The sequence below is a fragment of the Streptomyces sp. NPDC033178 genome (genome assembly GCF_055577685.1).
Genome location: NZ_JBVIPT010000012.1, coordinates 265907 through 284170, shown reverse-complemented (window position 1 = coordinate 284170; position 18264 = coordinate 265907). Strand labels below are relative to the sequence as shown.

The 18264-nt window shown below is 69.5% G+C and carries 13 protein-coding genes; 11 read left to right on the top strand and 2 right to left on the bottom strand.

Features of this window, described 5'->3' with window-relative positions:
• The first annotated feature begins 136 nt into the window (after positions 1-136).
• From ACZ5VQ_RS28945 to ACZ5VQ_RS28900, 10 genes are all read left to right on the top strand, one after another.
• Positions 137-1753 (top strand): carboxyl transferase domain-containing protein, encoded by a 1617-nt coding sequence (locus tag ACZ5VQ_RS28945; RefSeq protein ID WP_469107432.1) that lies wholly within the window; start codon positions 137-139, stop codon positions 1751-1753.
• Positions 1754-1781: 28 nt separating this feature from the next.
• A complete protein-coding gene (locus ACZ5VQ_RS28940; protein ID WP_469107431.1) occupies positions 1782-4022 on the top strand; it encodes an acetyl/propionyl/methylcrotonyl-CoA carboxylase subunit alpha in 2241 nt (746 codons plus the stop codon).
• Positions 4019-4975 (top strand): hydroxymethylglutaryl-CoA lyase, encoded by a 957-nt coding sequence (locus ACZ5VQ_RS28935; RefSeq protein WP_469107430.1) that lies wholly within the window; start codon positions 4019-4021, stop codon positions 4973-4975. The genes ACZ5VQ_RS28940 and ACZ5VQ_RS28935 overlap by 4 nt, the downstream gene beginning before the upstream one ends.
• A 5-nt stretch (positions 4976-4980) precedes the next feature.
• Positions 4981-6147 (top strand): acyl-CoA dehydrogenase family protein, encoded by a 1167-nt coding sequence (locus ACZ5VQ_RS28930; RefSeq protein ID WP_200398013.1) that lies wholly within the window; start codon positions 4981-4983, stop codon positions 6145-6147.
• A 242-nt stretch (positions 6148-6389) separates the two neighbouring features.
• Positions 6390-7439: an ABC transporter substrate-binding protein gene (locus ACZ5VQ_RS28925; protein ID WP_469107429.1), complete on the top strand. Its 1050-nt coding sequence runs from the start codon at positions 6390-6392 to the stop codon at positions 7437-7439.
• A gap of 154 nt (positions 7440-7593) precedes the next feature.
• Positions 7594-8547 carry a siderophore-interacting protein gene (locus tag ACZ5VQ_RS28920; protein WP_469107428.1) on the top strand — a complete coding sequence of 318 codons (954 nt, stop codon included), beginning with the start codon at positions 7594-7596 and terminating at the stop codon, positions 8545-8547.
• Positions 8548-8721: 174 nt separating this feature from the next.
• A complete protein-coding gene (gene desA, locus ACZ5VQ_RS28915) occupies positions 8722-10164 on the top strand; it encodes a lysine decarboxylase DesA (protein WP_469107427.1) in 1443 nt (480 codons plus the stop codon).
• Positions 10148-11440 (top strand): lysine N(6)-hydroxylase/L-ornithine N(5)-oxygenase family protein, encoded by a 1293-nt coding sequence (locus tag ACZ5VQ_RS28910; RefSeq protein WP_469107426.1) that lies wholly within the window; start codon positions 10148-10150, stop codon positions 11438-11440. The genes desA and ACZ5VQ_RS28910 overlap by 17 nt, the downstream gene beginning before the upstream one ends.
• Positions 11437-11997: a GNAT family N-acetyltransferase gene (locus ACZ5VQ_RS28905; protein ID WP_362077485.1), complete on the top strand. Its 561-nt coding sequence runs from the start codon at positions 11437-11439 to the stop codon at positions 11995-11997. The genes ACZ5VQ_RS28910 and ACZ5VQ_RS28905 overlap by 4 nt, the downstream gene beginning before the upstream one ends.
• A complete protein-coding gene (locus tag ACZ5VQ_RS28900; RefSeq protein ID WP_469107425.1) occupies positions 11994-13805 on the top strand; it encodes an IucA/IucC family protein in 1812 nt (603 codons plus the stop codon). Before ACZ5VQ_RS28905 ends, ACZ5VQ_RS28900 begins: the two co-directional genes overlap by 4 nt.
• 130 nt (positions 13806-13935) lie before the next feature.
• Here the strand turns inward: ACZ5VQ_RS28900 and ACZ5VQ_RS28895 are convergent, their stop codons facing one another.
• Positions 13936-15531 (bottom strand): beta-N-acetylhexosaminidase, encoded by a 1596-nt coding sequence (locus ACZ5VQ_RS28895; protein ID WP_469107424.1) that lies wholly within the window; start codon positions 15529-15531, stop codon positions 13936-13938.
• Between the two features lie 62 nt (positions 15532-15593).
• On the opposite strand from ACZ5VQ_RS28895, the gene ACZ5VQ_RS28890 reads away from it, so the two are divergent.
• A complete protein-coding gene (locus ACZ5VQ_RS28890; protein WP_469107423.1) occupies positions 15594-16472 on the top strand; it encodes a DUF4429 domain-containing protein in 879 nt (292 codons plus the stop codon).
• A gap of 135 nt (positions 16473-16607) precedes the next feature.
• Here the strand turns inward: ACZ5VQ_RS28890 and ACZ5VQ_RS28885 are convergent, their stop codons facing one another.
• Positions 16608-18197, bottom strand: coding sequence for a purple acid phosphatase family protein (locus ACZ5VQ_RS28885; RefSeq protein ID WP_469107422.1), 1590 nt, complete (start codon positions 18195-18197; stop codon positions 16608-16610).
• Between the last annotated feature and the right edge of the window lie 67 nt (positions 18198-18264).

Genomic DNA, 18264 nt, shown 5'->3' with positions numbered 1-18264 from the left:
ACTCGGCTCATGGGCCGACGACAGCTCGGCTCACGGGCCGACGACAACTCGGCTCACGGGCCGACGACAGCTTGATTCACGCACCGACGACCGCTTGGTTCATGGACCGGTGACCACCGGGTGAGGGGACCGCAGAATGCACGAGGCACCGGAGCTGACGACCGCGGGGGACCCCGCGTCGGAGGCCTGGCGGGCCAACGAGGAGGCGCACCGCACGCTCGTCGACGAGCTGCGGCGCAAGCTGGCCGCGGCCCGCCTCGGGGGCGGTGAGCGGGCCCGCGCCCGGCACACCGCCCGCGGCAAGCTGCTGCCGCGCGACCGCGTGGACACGCTCCTCGACCCCGGCTCGCCCTTCCTGGAGCTGGCCCCGCTGGCGGCCGACGGGATGTACGAAGGGCAGGCCCCGGCCGCGGGCGTCATTGCCGGGATCGGCCGGGTGAGCGGCCGCGAGTGCGTGGTGATCGCCAACGACGCCACGGTCAAGGGCGGCACGTACTACCCGATGACCGTGAAGAAGCACCTGCGCGCGCAGGAGGTGGCCCTGGAGAACCGCCTCCCCTGTGTGTACCTGGTGGACTCGGGCGGCGCCTTCCTCCCCATGCAGGACGAGGTCTTCCCCGACCGAGAGCACTTCGGGCGGATCTTCTACAACCAGGCCCGGATGTCGGGCGCCGGGATCCCGCAGATCGCGGCCGTCCTCGGCTCGTGCACGGCCGGCGGGGCGTACGTCCCGGCGATGAGCGACGAGGCCGTGATCGTGCGGAACCAGGGCACGATCTTCCTCGGCGGCCCGCCCCTGGTGAAGGCCGCGACGGGCGAGGTCGTCACGGCGGAGGAGCTGGGCGGCGGCGAGGTCCACTCCCGCGTCTCCGGCGTCACTGACCACCTCGCGGAGGACGACGCGCACGCGCTGCGGATCGTACGGACCATCGTCTCCACCCTCCCCGACCGCGGCCCCCTCCCCTGGTCCGTCACACAGGGCATCGAGCCGAAGGTGGACCCCGCCGGGCTGTACGGCGCGGTGCCGGTGGATTCCCGCACCCCCTACGACGTACGCGAGGTCATCGCGCGCGTGGTCGACGGCTCGCGTTTCGCGGAGTTCAAGTCGGAGTTCGGGCAGACCCTCGTCACCGGATTCGCCCGGATCCACGGCCACCCGGTCGGCATCGTCGCGAACAACGGCATCCTGTTCTCCGAGTCCGCCCAGAAGGGCGCCCACTTCATCGAACTGTGCGACCAGCGCGGCATCCCGCTGGTCTTCCTGCAGAACATCTCGGGCTTCATGGTGGGCCGTCAGTACGAGGCCGGGGGCATCGCCAAGCACGGCGCCAAGATGGTCACGGCCGTCGCCTGCACGCGCGTACCGAAGCTCACCGTGGTGGTCGGCGGGTCGTACGGCGCGGGCAACTACTCCATGTGCGGCCGGGCGTACTCCCCGCGCTTCCTGTGGATGTGGCCGAACGCCAAGATCTCGGTCATGGGCGGCGAACAGGCCGCATCGGTCCTCGCGACCGTCAAGCGCGACCAGTTGGAGGGCCGCGGCGAGTCCTGGCCGGCGGAGGAGGAAGAGGAGTTCAAGGCTCCGATCCGCGCCCAGTACGAGCACCAGGGCAACGCCTACTACGCAACGGCCCGGCTCTGGGACGACGGTGTGATCGACCCGATGGAGACCCGGCAGGTGCTGGGACTGGCTCTGACGACTTGCGCGAACGCCCCGCTGGGTGACCCCCAGTTCGGCGTCTTCCGGATGTGAGGGGACGGATGTGAGGGGACGGACGACGATGTTCGACACGGTACTTGTGGCCAACCGGGGCGAGATCGCCGTACGGGTCATCCGTACGCTCCGGTCCCTGGGCGTCCGCTCGGTGGCCGTCTTCTCGGACGCGGACGCCGACGCCCGGCATGTGCGCGAGGCGGACACGGCGGTACGGATCGGTCCGGCGCCGGCCGCCGAGAGCTATCTGTCGGCGGAACGGCTGCTGGAGGCAGCGGCAAGGACGGGCGCTCAGGCCGTGCATCCCGGCTATGGCTTCCTGGCGGAGAACGCCGACTTCGCGCGCGCCTGCGCCGACGCGGGGCTCGTCTTCATCGGGCCTCCCGCCGACGCCATCTCGCTCATGGGCGACAAGATCCGCGCCAAGGAGACGGTGAAGGCGGCGGGGGTTCCGGTGGTGCCGGGGTCTTCGGGCAGTGGGCTGTCCGATGCCGAACTGGCCGCTGCCGCCCGGGAGATCGGGATGCCCGTACTGCTGAAGCCGTCGGCGGGCGGTGGCGGCAAGGGCATGCGGCTCGTGCGGGACGCCTCCGCGCTGGCGGACGAGATCGCCGCCGCGCGGCGGGAGGCGCGGGCTTCCTTCGGCGACGACACGCTCCTCGTCGAGCGGTGGGTCGACCGGCCGCGGCACATCGAGATCCAGGTCCTCGCGGACGGCCACGGGAACGTCGTACATCTCGGCGAGCGCGAGTGCTCCCTCCAGCGTCGGCACCAGAAGATCATCGAGGAGGCGCCCAGCGTCTTCCTCGACGAGAAGACCCGGGCCGCGATGGGTGAGGCGGCCGTCCAGGCGGCCCGCTCCTGCGGGTACTCCGGCGCGGGCACGGTCGAGTTCATCGTGCCGGGCGTCGATCCCTCCTCCTACTACTTCATGGAGATGAACACCCGCCTCCAGGTCGAGCATCCGGTGACCGAGATGATCACCGGGATCGATCTCGTGGAGTGGCAGCTGCGGGTGGCGGCGGGCGAGCGGCTCGCGTTCGCCCAGGACGACGTCACACTCACCGGGCATGCCGTCGAGGCCCGGATCTGTGCGGAGGATCCGGCGCGGGGGTTCCTGCCGTCCGGCGGTACAGTCCTGCGGCTGCACGAGCCCCAGGGGGACGGCATCCGTACGGACTCGGGGCTGTCCGAGGGCACGGAGGTCGGGTCGTTGTACGACCCGATGCTGTCCAAGGTGATCGCGTACGGGCCGGACCGGGCGACGGCCCTGCGGCGGCTTCGTGGGGCGTTGGCGGGGACGGTGACGTTGGGGGTGCAGACGAACGCGGGGTTCCTGCGGAGGTTGTTGGCCCACCCTGCGGTTGTCGCGGGGGAGTTGGATACGGGGCTGGTGGAGCGGGAGGTCGAGGGGCTGGTCTCGACCGGGGTTCCGCCGGAGGTGTATGTGGTGGGTGGGTTGCTGCGGCAGGCGGCGCTCTTCCCCAACCCCGTCCCTTCCCGAAGCTGGGGGCTGCGCCCCCAGGCCCCCGCTGATCGGCCTGAACGGCCTCGTCCTCAAACGCCGGACGGGCTGAATGAGTCGGGCTGGGTCGATCCGTTCTCCGTGCCCAGTGGGTGGCGGCTCGGCGGCGAACCGGCCTGGACCGTGCACCACTTGCGGGTACCGGGGCACGACCCCGTGACCGTCCGCGTGCGGGGTACGGGGGAGGAGACGGAGTTCCGGCTCGACGGCGTTGACCGCGCAGCCGATTCCCTCACGGGCGCCGAGGGCGCAGCCCGGCGCCATGGCGGGCCTGACGGCGCAGCCGAACCCGTCCACGAGTCCGGTGGCGCAGCCGCCATCTCCTGGCGGTCTGGGGGCCTGCCCCCAGTTTCGGGAAGGGGTGGGTCTGGGGAAGAGAACCGCCTGTCGCAGCCACCCACCGTCACCCTCCACCTCGACGGCATGACCCACACCTTCCACCACACCTCCACCTGGCTGGGCCGCGACGGTGAAGCGTGGAACCTCCTGGACCACGACCCCGTAGCCGCATCCCTCACCGGCGCGGCACACGCGGGCGCGGACTCCCTCACCGCCCCCATGCCCGGCACGGTGACGGTCGTGAAGGTGGCCGTCGGGGACGAAGTGGCCGCCGGGCAGAGCCTGTTGGTGGTGGAGGCGATGAAGATGGAGCACGTCGTCTCCGCCCCGCACGCCGGCACCGTCACCGAACTGGACGTCACCCCGGGCACGACGGTCGCCATGGACCAGATCCTGGCCGTGGTCGCACCGAGCGAGGAAGCGCAGGAGGAGGAGAAGGCATGACGACCCCCGAGCTCGGGCTGCCCATGCCGGTACCGGCCGAGGGGCTCCCGTCCCACGTCCGTATCCACGAGGTCGGCGCCCGCGACGGACTGCAGAACGAGAAGGCGACCGTCCCGACGGAGACGAAGGCGGAGTTCGTACGGCGGCTGGCCGACGCGGGCCTCGGCACCATCGAGGCGACGAGCTTCGTCCACCCCAAGTGGGTGCCCCAACTGGCCGACGCGGAGGAGCTGTTCCCCCTCGTCCGCGACCTGGGCGACCTCTCGGGCACGGCCCTCCCCGTCCTCGTACCGAACGAACGGGGCCTGGACCGGGCGCTGGCTCTCGGCGCGACCCGTATCGCGGTCTTCGCCAGTGCCACGGAGTCCTTCGCCAAGGCCAATCTCAACCGGACCGTGGACGAGGCGCTGGCGATGTTCGAGCCGGTGGTCGCGCGGGCCAAGGCGCAGGACGCCCATGTGCGCGGCTATCTGTCGATGTGCTTCGGCGACCCGTGGGAGGGACCGGTGCCCGTCCCGCAGGTCGTACGGGTCTGCCGTGCGCTCCTCGACATGGGCTGCGACGAGCTGAGCCTGGGCGACACGATCGGCGTGGCGACCCCGGGGCACGTGGGCCGACTCCTCACGGCACTCAACGAACAGAACATCCCCACCTCCTCCCTCGGCGTGCATTTCCACGACACGTACGGCCAGGCGCTCTCCAACACCCTGGCCGCGCTCCAGCACGGCGTCACGACCGTGGACGCGTCCGCGGGCGGCCTCGGCGGCTGCCCGTACGCGAAGAGCGCCACCGGCAACCTCGCCACCGAAGACCTCGTGTGGATGCTGACGGGCCTCGGCATCGACACCGGAGTCGACCTCGACCGTCTCACCGCCACCAGCGTGTGGATGGCCGAACAACTGGGCCGACCCAGCCCGTCCCGCACCGTCCGCGCCCTCTCCCACCAGGAGTGATCCCCATGCCTCTCGACCACCGCCTCTCCCCCGAACTCGACGAACTCCGCCGTACGGTGGCCGACTTCGCCCATGACGTCGTGGCGCCGAAGATCGGCGACTTCTACGAGCGTCACGAGTTCCCGTACGAGATCGTCCGCGAGATGGGCCGCATGGGTCTGTTCGGGCTGCCGTTCCCGGAGGAGTACGGGGGCATGGGCGGCGACTACATGGCCCTCGGCATCGTGCTGGAGGAACTGGCCCGGGTGGACTCGTCGGTGGCCATCACCCTGGAGGCGGGCGTCTCCCTCGGCGCGATGCCGATCCACCTCTTCGGGACCGACGAGCAGAAGGCGGAGTGGCTTCCCCGTCTCTGCTCGGGCGAGATCCTCGGCGCGTTCGGTCTCACCGAGCCGGACGGCGGCTCGGACGCGGGCGCGACCCGTACGACGGCCCGCCTGGACGAGGCGACGAACGAGTGGGTGATCAACGGCACCAAGTGCTTCATCACCAACTCGGGGACGGACATCACGGGCCTGGTCACGGTGACGGCGGTGACCGGCCGTACTCCGGACGGCAAGCCGCTGATCTCCTCGATCATCGTGCCGTCGGGGACCCCCGGCTTCACGGTCGCGGCCCCGTACTCGAAGGTCGGCTGGAACGCCTCCGACACCCGGGAACTCTCCTTCGCCGACGTCCGCGTCCCGGCCGCGAACCTGCTCGGCTCCGAGGGCCGCGGCTACGCGCAGTTCCTCCGCATCCTCGACGAGGGCCGCATCGCCATCGCGGCCCTCGCGACGGGCCTGGCCCAGGGCTGTGTGGACGAGTCGGTGAAGTACGCGAAGGAGCGCCACGCCTTCGGCCGCCCGATCGGAGCGAACCAGGCGATCCAGTTCAAGATCGCGGACATGGAGATGAAGGCCCACACGGCCCGCCTCGCCTGGCGCGATGCGGCCTCCCGCCTGGTGGCGGGCGAACCCTTCAAGAAGGAGGCGGCCCTGGCCAAGCTCCACTCCTCCACCATCGCCGTCGACAACGCCCGCGACGCCACCCAGATCCACGGCGGCTACGGCTTCATGAACGAGTACCCGGTCGCCCGCATGTGGCGCGACTCCAAGATCCTGGAAATCGGCGAGGGCACGAGCGAGGTCCAGCGGATGCTGATCGCGCGGGAGTTGGGGTTGGTGGGCTGACCCGCCGCCGGCCCACCGGCTGAGCCGATGGCCGGAAAGTGCACCCCTGAGACTCAGGACTGAAGCGCACCTCTGGGACTCAGGACCCAGGGGTCACACAGGCCGCTCACAAGGGCCACCGTGGGCCACCTCCGGCATTCCCGCAGGTGAGACCCCGCCCCCTGGACAGACGATGAGGTTAGGCTAACCTACCTTTCGCACTGTCCGATGGGTCATCCGCCCTGTTCGAAAGCAGCCACGCCATGTCCAACGCCCGTGCCACCCACCTCACCCGCCGCGGCATCCTCGCCGCCGGTGGCGCCCTCGGCCTCGGTGCCGTGCTCGCCGCCTGCGGTGACGAAGACTCGAAGAGCGGTGGCTCGGCGGACGCGACGAAAAGCGCCGCCGCGTCAGGCCCGTGGAGCTTCGAGGACGACCGCGGTACGACGGTGAAGCTGGACAAGATCCCGGCCAACATCGTCGCCTTCACCGGTGTCGCCGCCGCCCTCTACGACTACGGCATCGAGGTCAAGGGTGTCTTCGGTCCGACGAAGACCAAGGACGGCAAGGCCGATGTCCAGGCGGGCGACATGGACATCAGCAAGGTGACGGTCCTCGGCAACACGTGGGGCGAGTTCAACATCGAGAAGTACGCGGGGCTCGCCCCCGACGTGCTGCTCTCCACGATGTTCGACGACGCCGGCACCCTCTGGTACGTCCCGGACGAGTCCAAGGACAAGATCCTGAAGCTCGCCCCGAGCGTCGGCATCTCCGTCTTCGACCGTCAGCTGCCCAAGCCGCTGGAGCGCATGCTCGCGCTCGCCGAGTCGCTGGGCGCCGATGTGAAGGCCGCCAAGACCGTCGAGGCGAAGAAGAACTTCGAGGCGGCCGCCGAGCGGCTGCGCAAGGCCGCCAAGGCCCGCCCGGAGATCAAGGTCCTCATCGGCTCCGCGAGCCAGGACATCTTCTACGTCTCCGGCTCGAACCTCTCCATCGACCTGGAGTACTTCAAGGCCCTCGGTGTGAACCTCGTCGAGCCCTCCGCCAAGGCCCTGAAGGCCAGCGGCGGTTGGTTCGAGAACCTGAGCTGGGAGAACGTCGACAAGTACCCGGCGGACATCATCATGATGGACGACCGCACCGCGACCATCCAGCCGGCCGACATCACCAAGGCCACCTGGAAGAAGCTCCCCGCGGTCAAGGCCGACCAGGTCATCCCCCGCACCCCGGAGCCGATCCTCTCCTACGACAAGTGCACCCCCATGCTCAACACCCTCGCCGAGGCCATAGAGAAGGCCAAGAAGGTCGCCTGACCGGCCCCCACTTGAAGGCGCGCCACCTCTTGGGCGGCGCCCTTCAGGGGCGCGGGGAACTGCGCGACAAACCCCCACCGGCCCGCGCCGGCCCCGCACTCCGGACACAACACGAACCACCCGCCCCCCTGACGCAGACTCGGGAGCAAAAACCATGCCAACGGCAGTAGCCGCCCCGTTCCGTTTCTTCACCCTTCAGGTCACACGGACGAGGCGGCTCAGCCCGTCCCTCGTCCGCGTCACCTTCACCGGCCCGGACCTCCACGCCTTCGCCTCGGACGGCCAGGACCAGAGCCTCTCGCTCTTCCTCCCCCGCCCGGGCCAGCAGACCCCCGTCATGCCGATGGAGTACGGCGACGGCTGGCGCCAGGCCTGGATCGACACCCCCGAAGACGCCCGCGCGGTCATGCGCTCGTACACCCTGCGCGCCCTGCGCCAGGACACGAACGGCGCCACCACCGAGATCGACATCGACTTCGTGCTGCACGGCACAGAGCCCGGTGCCGCGACTCCCGCGGGCCCGGCCTCCCGCTGGGCCGCGGACGCCAAGTCCGGTGACCGGGCCGTCCTGCTCGGCCCGTCCGTCGCCGACAACACGGCGATCCGGTTCCGCCCGCCCGCCGACGCCGACCTGATCGTCATCTGGGCCGACGAGACGGCTCTGCCTGCCGCCTCGGCCATCCTGGAGACCCTGCCCGCCGGGACGAAGGCCCGCGTCTGGCTGGAGGTCCCGCACGCCGGCGACCGCGTCGAGCCCACCACATCCGCGGACGCGGAGATCACCTGGCTCGTACGCGACGAGACGCACGACGAAGCACACGGCGACGCACACGACGGCGACCACGGCGACGCACACGACGAGGACCCCGACGGCACCCCCGAAGCCGCACACGCCGAAGCATCCCCCCTCGCCCTGAAAGCCATCCGCACCGCCCAACTCCCCACCGCCCAGGCCCCGTACGCCTGGATCGCGGGCGAGTCCGGCTGCGTGAAGGCGCTGCGGCGCCACCTCGTGCGGGAGCGGGAGATCGACCGCAGGCGGGTCACCTTCGTCGGCTACTGGCGGCGCGGACTGAGCGAGGAGCAGCTGCGCGAGCAAGGCGAGTGACCGGAGAAGCCACAGGGAGAAGCGACGGGCGAAGTGGCCGCAGAGAGGCATAGGTCACAGCGTGACGGGTGGGGCGGACACCCATAGGAAGTTAGGTTAGGCTTACCTAAGTTCAGCGCCGCCCCCCACTTCTCTCACGCGCCCGTTTCTCTCCTGTCCCCGGAGGACTCCCCCATGCGCTCGCACCTGCTCAATGACACGACCGCGGAGCGGTACCGCCGTTCCGTGACCGAAGGAATAGAGCGGGTGGCGGCCAAACTCGCCACCACCGACCGTCCGTTCACAGGCGTCACGGTCGACGCCCTAGCGCCCCGGATCGAGCAGATCGACCTCGACAAGCCGCTGCACGACACGACCGCGGTCCTCGACGAGCTGGAGGACGTCTACCTCCGGGACGCCGTCTACTTCCACCACCCCCGCTACCTCGCGCACCTCAACTGCCCGGTGGTCATACCCGCCGTGGTCGGCGAGGCCGTCCTCTCCGCCGTCAACTCCTCCCTCGACACCTGGGACCAGTCGGCCGGCGGCACCCTCATCGAGCGCCGGCTCATCGACTGGACCAACGAGCGCATCGGGTTCGGGCCCGCCGCCGACGGCGTGTTCACCTCCGGCGGCTCGCAGTCCAACCTCCAGGCGCTGCTGCTGGCCCGCGAGGAGGCCAAGAGCGACTCGCACGCCAAACTGCGGATCTTCGCCTCCGAGGTGAGCCACTTCAGCGTCAAGAAGTCGGCGAAACTCCTCGGCCTCGGCCAGGACTCCGTGGTCTCGATCCCCGTGGGCAACGACAAGCGCATGCAGACGGTCGCGCTCGCCCGCGAGCTGGAGCGCTGCAAGCGCGACGGCCTGGTCCCGATGGCCGTCGTCGCGACCGCCGGCACCACCGACTTCGGCTCCATCGACCCGCTGCCCGAGATCGCCGAGCTGTGCGAGCAGTTCGGTGCCTGGATGCACGTCGACGCCGCGTACGGCTGCGGACTGCTCGCGTCACTGAAGAACCGGCACCGCATCGACGGCATCGAGCGCGCCGACTCGGTGACCGTGGACTACCACAAGTCCTTCTTCCAGCCGGTGAGTTCGTCCGCCGTGCTGGTCCGCGACGCGGCCACCCTGGGCCACGCGACCTACCACGCGGAGTACCTCAACCCGCGCCGCATGGTGCAGGAGCGCATCCCCAACCAGGTCGACAAGTCCCTGCAGACCACCCGCCGCTTCGACGCCCTCAAGCTGTGGATGACGCTGCGCGTGATGGGCGCCGACGGCATCGGCCAGCTCTTCGACGAGGTCTGCGAACTGGCCGAGGAGGGCTGGCGGTTGCTCGCCGCCGACCCGCGCTATGACGTCGTCGTCGCGCCTTCCCTCTCCACCCTCGTCTTCCGCTACATCCCGGCGGCCGTCACCGACCCGGCCGAGATCGACCGCGCCAACCTGTACGCCCGCAAGGCCCTGTTCGCCTCCGGCGACGCGGTGGTCGCGGGCACGAAGGTCGGCGGCCGCCACTTCCTCAAGTTCACCCTGCTCAACCCCGAGACCACGACGGACGACATCTCCGCCGTGCTCGACCTGATCGCCGGCCACGCCGAGCAGTACCTGGGAGAGTCCCTTGACCGCGCTTCCTGAATCCGCGCTTCCTGGATCCGCCGTGAGGATCCACGACTTCATCGGTATCGGGCTCGGCCCCTTCAACCTCGGCCTCGCCTGCCTCACCGAGCCGATCGACGAACTCGACGGTGTCTTCCTGGAGTCCAAGCCGGACTTCGAGTGGCACTCCGGGATGTTCCTGGAGGGCGCACACCTCCAGACCCCGTTCATGTCGGACCTGGTCACCCTGGCCGACCCGACGTCCCCGTACTCCTTCCTCAACTACCTGAAGGAATCGGGCCGTCTGTACTCGTTCTACATCCGCGAGAACTTCTATCCACTGCGCGTCGAGTACGACGACTACTGCCGCTGGGCCGCCTCGAAACTGACCAGCGTCCGATTCAGCACGACGGTCGCGGAGGTCTCGTACGCCGATGACGTGTACGTCGTCCGTACGACGGCCGGTGCCGAGTTCCGCGCCCGGCACCTCGTCCTGGGCACCGGCACTCCCCCGTACATACCGGAGGCCTGCCAGGACCTCGGCGGGGACTTCATCCACAACTCCCGCTACCAGCAGCACAAGCGGGAGCTGCAGGCCAAGAAGTCGATCACGCTGGTCGGCAGCGGGCAGTCCGCGGCCGAGATCTACTACGACCTGCTGAGCGAGATCGACGTCCACGGCTACCGGCTGAACTGGGTCACGCGCTCGCCCCGCTTCTTCCCGCTCGAATACACCAAGCTGACGCTGGAGATGACCTCCCCGGAGTACATCGACTACTTCCACGCGCTGCCCGAGCGGACCCGCTACCGCCTCCAGACGGAGCAGAAAGGGCTGTTCAAGGGCATCGACGGCGAGCTGATCGACTCGATCTTCGACCTGCTCTACCAGAAGAACCTCGGCGGCCCGGTCCCCACCCGTCTGCTCACCAACTCAGCGCTCATCACCGCGAGTTACGAGAACGGCACGTACACCCTGGGCCTGCGCCAAGAGGAGCAGGGCAAGGACTACGAGCTGCACTCCGAGGGCCTGATCCTCGCGACCGGCTACAAGTACGTGGAGCCCGCGTTCCTGAAGCCCGTCCGCGACCGCATCCGCTACGACGAGCAGGGCAATCACGACGTGGCCCGCAACTACGCCATCGACACGACCGGCCGCGGCATCTTCCTGCAGAACGCCGGCGTCCACACCCACTCGATCACGTCACCGGACCTCGGCATGGGCGCCTACCGCAACGCCTACATCATCCGGGAACTACTCGGCACCGAGTACTACCCGGTGGAGAAGTCCATCGCGTTCCAGGAGTTCGCCGTATGAGCGCCGCCGGAACCGGCAACACCGTCGGCACCCTGAGCCTGCGCCCCCTCGACCCCCTCAAGGACGCCGAGCTGCTGCACTCCTGGGTGACGCATCCCAAGGCCGCCTTCTGGATGATGCAGGAGGCGAAGCTCCAGGACGTGGAGCGGGAGTACATGGCCATCACGGCCAACGAGCACCATCACGCGTATCTCGGGTTCCACGACGGACGGCCCGCGTTCCTGATGGAGAAGTACGACCCCCGGTACATCGAGCTGGTCGGGCTGTACGAGCCCGAGCCCGGCGACGTGGGCATGCACTTCCTGGTCGCCCCCACCGACCGGCCCGTGCACGGCTTCACCAGGGCCGTCATCACCGCGGTGATGGACGAGCTGTTCGCCGACCCGCGCACCCGGCGGGTCGTCGTCGAGCCGGATGTCACCAACAAGGCAGTGCACGCGCTGAACGAGGCCGTCGGCTTCGTCCCGGCGCGCGAGATCGACAAGCCGGAGAAGCGCGCGCTGCTGTCCTTCTGTACGCGCGAGCAGTTCTTGGCCACCCGAGGAGTATCCCTGTGACCCTGTCCGACGCCGTGGCGCATCTGTCCCCCCACCGCTGGGCGCGGGCCAACCGCCTCCTCATCCGCAAGGCCCTCGCCGAGTTCGCCCACGAACGGCTGATCACCCCGGAGCCGACCGACGGCGGCGGCGAGGGCGGCAACGCGGGCAACGAGGGCACATACGCCGAGTACGCCATCCGCAGTGACGACGGCCTGACCCGCTACCGGTTCACCGCCGCCCGCCGCGCCCTCGACCACTGGCAGGTCGACGCCGAGTCGATCACCAGGCACCGGGACGGCGGCGAACTCCCCCTGCACGCCCTGGACTTCTTCATCGAGCTGAAGGGCGCGCTCGGCCTGAGCGACGAGGTTCTCCCCGTCTACCTGGAGGAGATCTCCTCCACCCTCGCCGGCACCTGCTACAAGCTCACCAAGCCCCAGCTCACCTCCGCCGAGCTCGCGAAAAGCGGCTTCCAGGAGATCGAGACGGGCATGACCGAGGGCCACCCCTGCTTCGTCGCCAACAACGGGCGACTGGGCTTCGGGGTCCACGAGTACCTCTCGTACGCACCGGAGACCGCCAGTCCCGTACGGCTGGTCTGGCTGGCGGCGCACCGCTCGCGGGCCGCGTTCACGGCGGGCGTGGGCATCGAGTACGAGTCGTTCCTGCGCGACGAACTGGGCGAGGAGACGGTCGCGCGGTTCGACGACACCCTGCGTGCACAGGAGTTGGACCCGGCGGACTTCCTGTTCATCCCGGTCCACCCCTGGCAGTGGTGGAACAAGCTCACCGTCACCTTCGCCGCCGAGGTCGCCCAGAAGCGCCTGGTGTGCCTGGGCGAGGGCGACGACGAGTACCTGGCCCAGCAGTCGATCCGGACGTTCTTCAACAAGAGCGCCCCCGAGAAGCACTATGTGAAGACCGCCCTGTCGGTCATCAACATGGGCTTCATGCGCGGGCTGTCCGCCGCCTACATGGAGGCGACCCCGGCCATCAACGACTGGCTGGCCCAACTCATCGACAACGACCCGGTGTTGAAGTCGACGGGCCTGTCGATCATCCGCGAGCGGGCGGCCGTCGGCTACCGGCACCTGGAGTACGAGGCCGCCACCGACCGCTACTCCCCGTACCGGAAAATGCTCGCCGCCCTGTGGCGCGAGAGCCCGGTCCCCTCGCTCCGGGACGGCGAGTCGCTGGCCACCATGGCCTCGCTCGTGCACGTCGACCACGAGGGCGCGTCGATCGCGGCCACCCTGATCGAGCGCTCGGGGCTGACGCCGGTGGAGTGGCTGCGCCGCTATCTGCGGGCCTACTTCACCCCGCTGCTGCACAGCTTCTACGCGTACGACCTGGTGTTCATGCCGCACGGCGAGAACGTGATCCTCGTACTCAAGGACGGTGTCGTCGAGCGGGCGATCTACAAGGACATCGCCGAGGAGATCGCCGTCATGGACCCCGACGCGGTGCTCCCGCCGACGGTCGAGCGGCTGCGCGTCGACGTCCCCGAGGACAAGAAACTCCTGTCGATCTTCACCGACGTCTTCGACTGCTTCTTCCGCTTCCTCGCCGCGAACCTGGCGAGCGAGGGCGTCCTGGAGGAGGACGACTTCTGGCGGACAGTCGCCGACTGCGTACGCGACTACCAGGCGGCCACCCCCGAACTCGCGGACAAGTTCAAGCAGTACGACATGTTCGCGCCCGAGTTCTCGCTGTCCTGCCTCAACCGTCTCCAGCTGCGCAACAACGAGCAGATGGTGGATCTCGCCGATCCCGCCGGAGCCCTCCAGCTCGTCGGGAACCTCAAGAACCCCATCGCCGGGCTGTAAGCACCGACTACTCACGGACTTACAGCTCCCACAAGCAGGCGGGCGTCCCCCAGAACGGTCCCAGGGGGCGCCCGCCGCCGTGTTCACCTGTCCGGCATCAGCCCGTCGGGCCTCAACCTGCCGGGTTCAACTACTCGGCGGGCCAGGGGACTTGCGACGACCGGTAGTAGCCGGTCCCCATCGCGTCCCACCGCGGCGCCTGTGCCGCGAGCCGCACCTTGTACGTGTCCCAGTCGTGCGTGGCCGCGGGCGACCAGCCGAGTTCGGCCGCCCCGGGCAGCCGCGGGAACGCCATGTAGTCGAGGTTCGCCGAGGTGGCGAGGGTCTCCGTCCACAGCGGTGCCTCGACACCCCGGACCGCCGAACCGGGCACGCCCGCAAGGTAGTTGCCGGGATCCCAGTCGTAGGACCGCTTGACCTCCACCAGGCCGGCCCAGTCGAGGCCGAGCGGGGTGTCCGCGTTGTACTTCATGTCCAGGTACACCCGGTCGGCGGGCGACAGGACGATCCCGGTCCCGTTCCGCGCGGCCGCCGCGACCTGCTCCTTCTCGGCGGCGTTCGTGTCGTCCAGGCCCCAGTACTGGGCCAGCGCGCCCTTCGCGGGGCTCGCCCCGGTCAGCTGGTGCCAGCCCATGACCTTCTTCCCGTACTTGGCGACGACCGGCTGGACCTTGGCCATGAACTCCACGAAGTCCTCGTGGGGCGTCGAGTGCGCCTCGTCGCCGCCGATGTGGATGTACCTGCCGGGCGTGATGGCGGCCAGCTCACGGATCACGTCGTCCACGAAGTCGTACGTCACCGGCTTGCCGACGCACAGCGAGCTGAAGCCGACCTCGGTGCCGGTGTAGAGCGGCGGCGCGACCCCGTCGCAGTTCAGCTCCGCGTACGAGGCGAGCGCCGCGTTGGTGTGGCCGGGCATGTCGATCTCTGGCACGACTTCGAGGAAGCGCGAGGAGGCGTACCGGACGATCTCCTTGTACTGGGCCTTCGTGTAGAAGCCGCCGGGCCCGCCGCCGACCTGCGTGGACCCGCCGTACGAGGCGAGCCGCGGCCAGGAGTCGATCGCGATCCGCCAGCCCTGGTCGTCGCTCAGGTGGAGGTGCAGCGTGTTGACCTTGTAGAGCGCCAACTGGTCGATGTAGCGCTTGACTTGATCGACGCCGAAGAAGTGCCGGGAGACATCGAGCATCGCGCCGCGGTAGCCGTAGCGGGGCGTGTCGGTGATGGTGCCGCCGGCGACCGCCCAGGGTCCGGGCTGTACGGAGTCCTTCTCGACCGCGGCCGGGAGGAGCTGGCGCAGGGTCTGGACACCGTGGAAGAGCCCGGCGGGCTCCCGGGCCGTGATGGTGACGGCGCCCTTGCCGCTCTGCAGCCGGTAGCCCTCCGCGCCGAGCGCGGAGTCCTTACTGGTGAGCCGGAGCCGGATCCCGTCGCGCCCGCCGTCGTCCGTGACCGGCAGCCGATAGCCGGTCGAGGGCCGCAGGACGTCCGCGAGATACGAGCCGATGCGGCGGCCCTCCCGCGAGTCGTCCACACGAATGCGCGTACTGCTGGTGATCCGGTACGGGGATCCGCCCGCGTCGACAGAGGCGGGGGCCGGAATCACCTGGCCGAGCGGAGTAGCGGTTCGGTCGGCGGCGGACGGTGCCGCGCCGACGACGGAGATACCTGCAGCCACCACGAGCAGCAGCGTACCGAGGAGTCGGGGCGTTCTGTGCTGTCTCACATGCGCTCCCTTCGAATGGGTATAGACCACTCTCCCGCACAGCCGGTGAAACAATCCCCCTCATGGCGGAAATCATCCAACGGGACGGTACGTGGACCTTCGACGGCGACGCCCTGCGGCTCGTGCCGGGCCGTGACAAGAACGTGGGACTGCTGCGCAAGACGTTGGGCGAACTCGCGGTCCCGCTGGGCGCGTTGGCGGGGATCTCGTTCGAGCAGGGCAAGAAGTCCGGGCGGCTCAGGCTCCGGCTGCGCGACGGCGCCGACCCGCTGCTGCACGCGACCGGCGGCAGACTCACGGACTCCTCCGACCCCTACCAGATGACCGTCGACTCGGACCGCTACGGCGTCGCCGAGTACTTCGTGGACGAGATCCGCAACGCGCTGCTCCTGGACGAGGTGCCGGCCACCGCCGTCGACCGCTATCTGCTGCCGGGGCCCGCGGTGCCCCTGTCGGTCTCCGCGGGCGACGGCACCGCGAGCTTCGACGGGGAGAACATCCGCCTGGAGTGGAACTGGAAGACGGAGGAGGCCAAGTCGGCGGCCGGGGCCCGCACGCTCGCCCTGGCCGACATCCAGTCCGTGGAGTGGCATCCCGCGGTCGGCCTGGAGAACGGCTTCCTGCGCTTCACCGTCCGGGGCGCGCCCACGAAGGCGCCGCCGAAGTACGACCCCAACTCCGTGGATCTGTGGGGCTTCAAGAAGGACCCGCTGATGGCCCTGGTCGCGGCGGCGGTACAGGCCCGCCTCCCGCACCCGTCGGCCCCGTCCACCACGGACACCCCGCCCAGGCAACTCGCCGCCACGCCGGAGCCTCCCCCGGAGGCCGACCACGACGCCCTCCTGCGCCGCCTCCGCGAACTGGGCGACCTCCACAAGTCCGGCGTCCTCACGGACGAGGAATTCACCTTGGCCAAACAGGCGGTACTGAGGGGCATGTAGCCCTACAAGGGAAGGCGCCCGCGCTCCAGACGGGGGCGCGGGCACCTTCTTCAGGCACGCGGGGGGACCTTTCAGGGGCGCGAGGAACTGCGCAACCAGCCCCCACTCACCCCCACCCGCCGACCCACCACCAGCTCAACGAACCCGCCGCGCCACAGTGAAGTGGTCGACCTCCTCGCCGGTCTCGGCGATCCCCCGCACCCTCAACGTGGCGAGCCGCCCCCGGGACGCCGGCGTCACATCCACCCGCAGGAACGAGTAGTCGAGGTACCGCACCCGCGACCAGGCAACCGTCTCGTTGACCTTGCCGTCCTTGGTGTTGATGAAGGAGGCGACGGACTCGACCTCGTTCTCATGACCCTCGTAGGACAGCGGCGCGGTGAACGCGTACAGACTGCGACCGGCCGCACCCGCCGTCACGTACACCACACCGTCCGTCTCGGGATACGCCGTACCACCGATCGGAAGCTTCTTGGCGACCTTGCCCGCCTTGATGACGTCCGTGCGCTCGTACTGGTGGTTGTGGCCGTTGATGACCAGGTCGACCGTGTACTTCTCGAACAACGGCACCCACTCCTGGCGCACACCCCCCTCCGAGGCGTGCGAGGTGGAGGTGCAGTAGGCGCAGTGGTGGAAGAAGACGACAACGAAGTCGACGTCCTTGGAGGCGCGGAACTTCTTCAGCTGCGCTTCGAGCCACTTGGTCTGCGTACCGCCGGAGATCCCCAGGTTGGCCGGGATCTCGAAGGAGATGTCGTTGGCGTCGAGCGAGATGACCGCCGTGTTGCCGTAGACGAAGGAGTAGACGCCCGGCAGGTTCTTCTTGTCGGGGCCGTTGTCCGGGAGATTCCAGCGGGCGTCCTCGCCGCCGTAGCCGTTGGGCGAGTACCAGGCCTCCATGTCGTGGTTGCCGTAGGCGGGCATCCACGGGACGGACTTGGCGACCGACTCGGTCTGCGCGAGGAACTGGTCCCAGACACGCGAGTCGAACCCGGCGTCGGCACTCTGGCCGGCACCGGCCGGGTCGGCGTACGCGATGTCCCCGGCGTGCAGGTGGAAGGCCGGATTCTGGCCGAGCAGCAGGCTGTTGTTGGCGAGGCCGTGATAGCTGACGCCCTCGTCGCCGAAGGCCGTGAAGGTGAACGGCTCCTTGTGCGCGGGGGCGGTGGTGAAGGTGCCGAGCGTGCCGAGCAGGTGCGCCTCGGCCGGGTCGAAGCCCGCGTGGCCGACTCCGTAGTAGTACGTCCGGCCGGGCCGCAGGTGGGTGAGCTCGGCGTGCGCGTAGTACTGGGTGTGGTTGCCGCTCGCGCCGACGCCGGCCGGGGTGAAGAGGGTGCGGACCTCGGCGTCGATCTTGTGGGAGAGGTCCCAGGGGTGGGCGCCGATGCGGACGAAGGGTTTCTTCACCGCGACCGGGACCTGCCAGGAGACGGTGATCTCCGTACGGGGGTCGCTGCCCCAGGCGAGATGGCGGCCGAAGGGGGCGACGAGCGCGCCGTCGACGCTCTCGGTGCGCGCGGCGGTCCGCGGCGGTACGGAGGTCTTCGTCGCCGCCTGTGCGACGGCGCCGGGCACGAAGGCCCCGCCCGCGACGGCGCCCAGCGTGACGGCGCCGCCCCTGATCATCGTGCGCCGCGAGAATCTGGCGCGAAGGTATTCGTGCTGCTCGGCCATGCTCATGCGCGCGGCGAGCTTCTCCGGTACGCCCATGCGTGGAGTGTCCATGGCCGAAAAGGTGCTCCTGGCAACCATCGCACCGCGGGCCACAGGATGAACAGGCCCCGAACAGCCT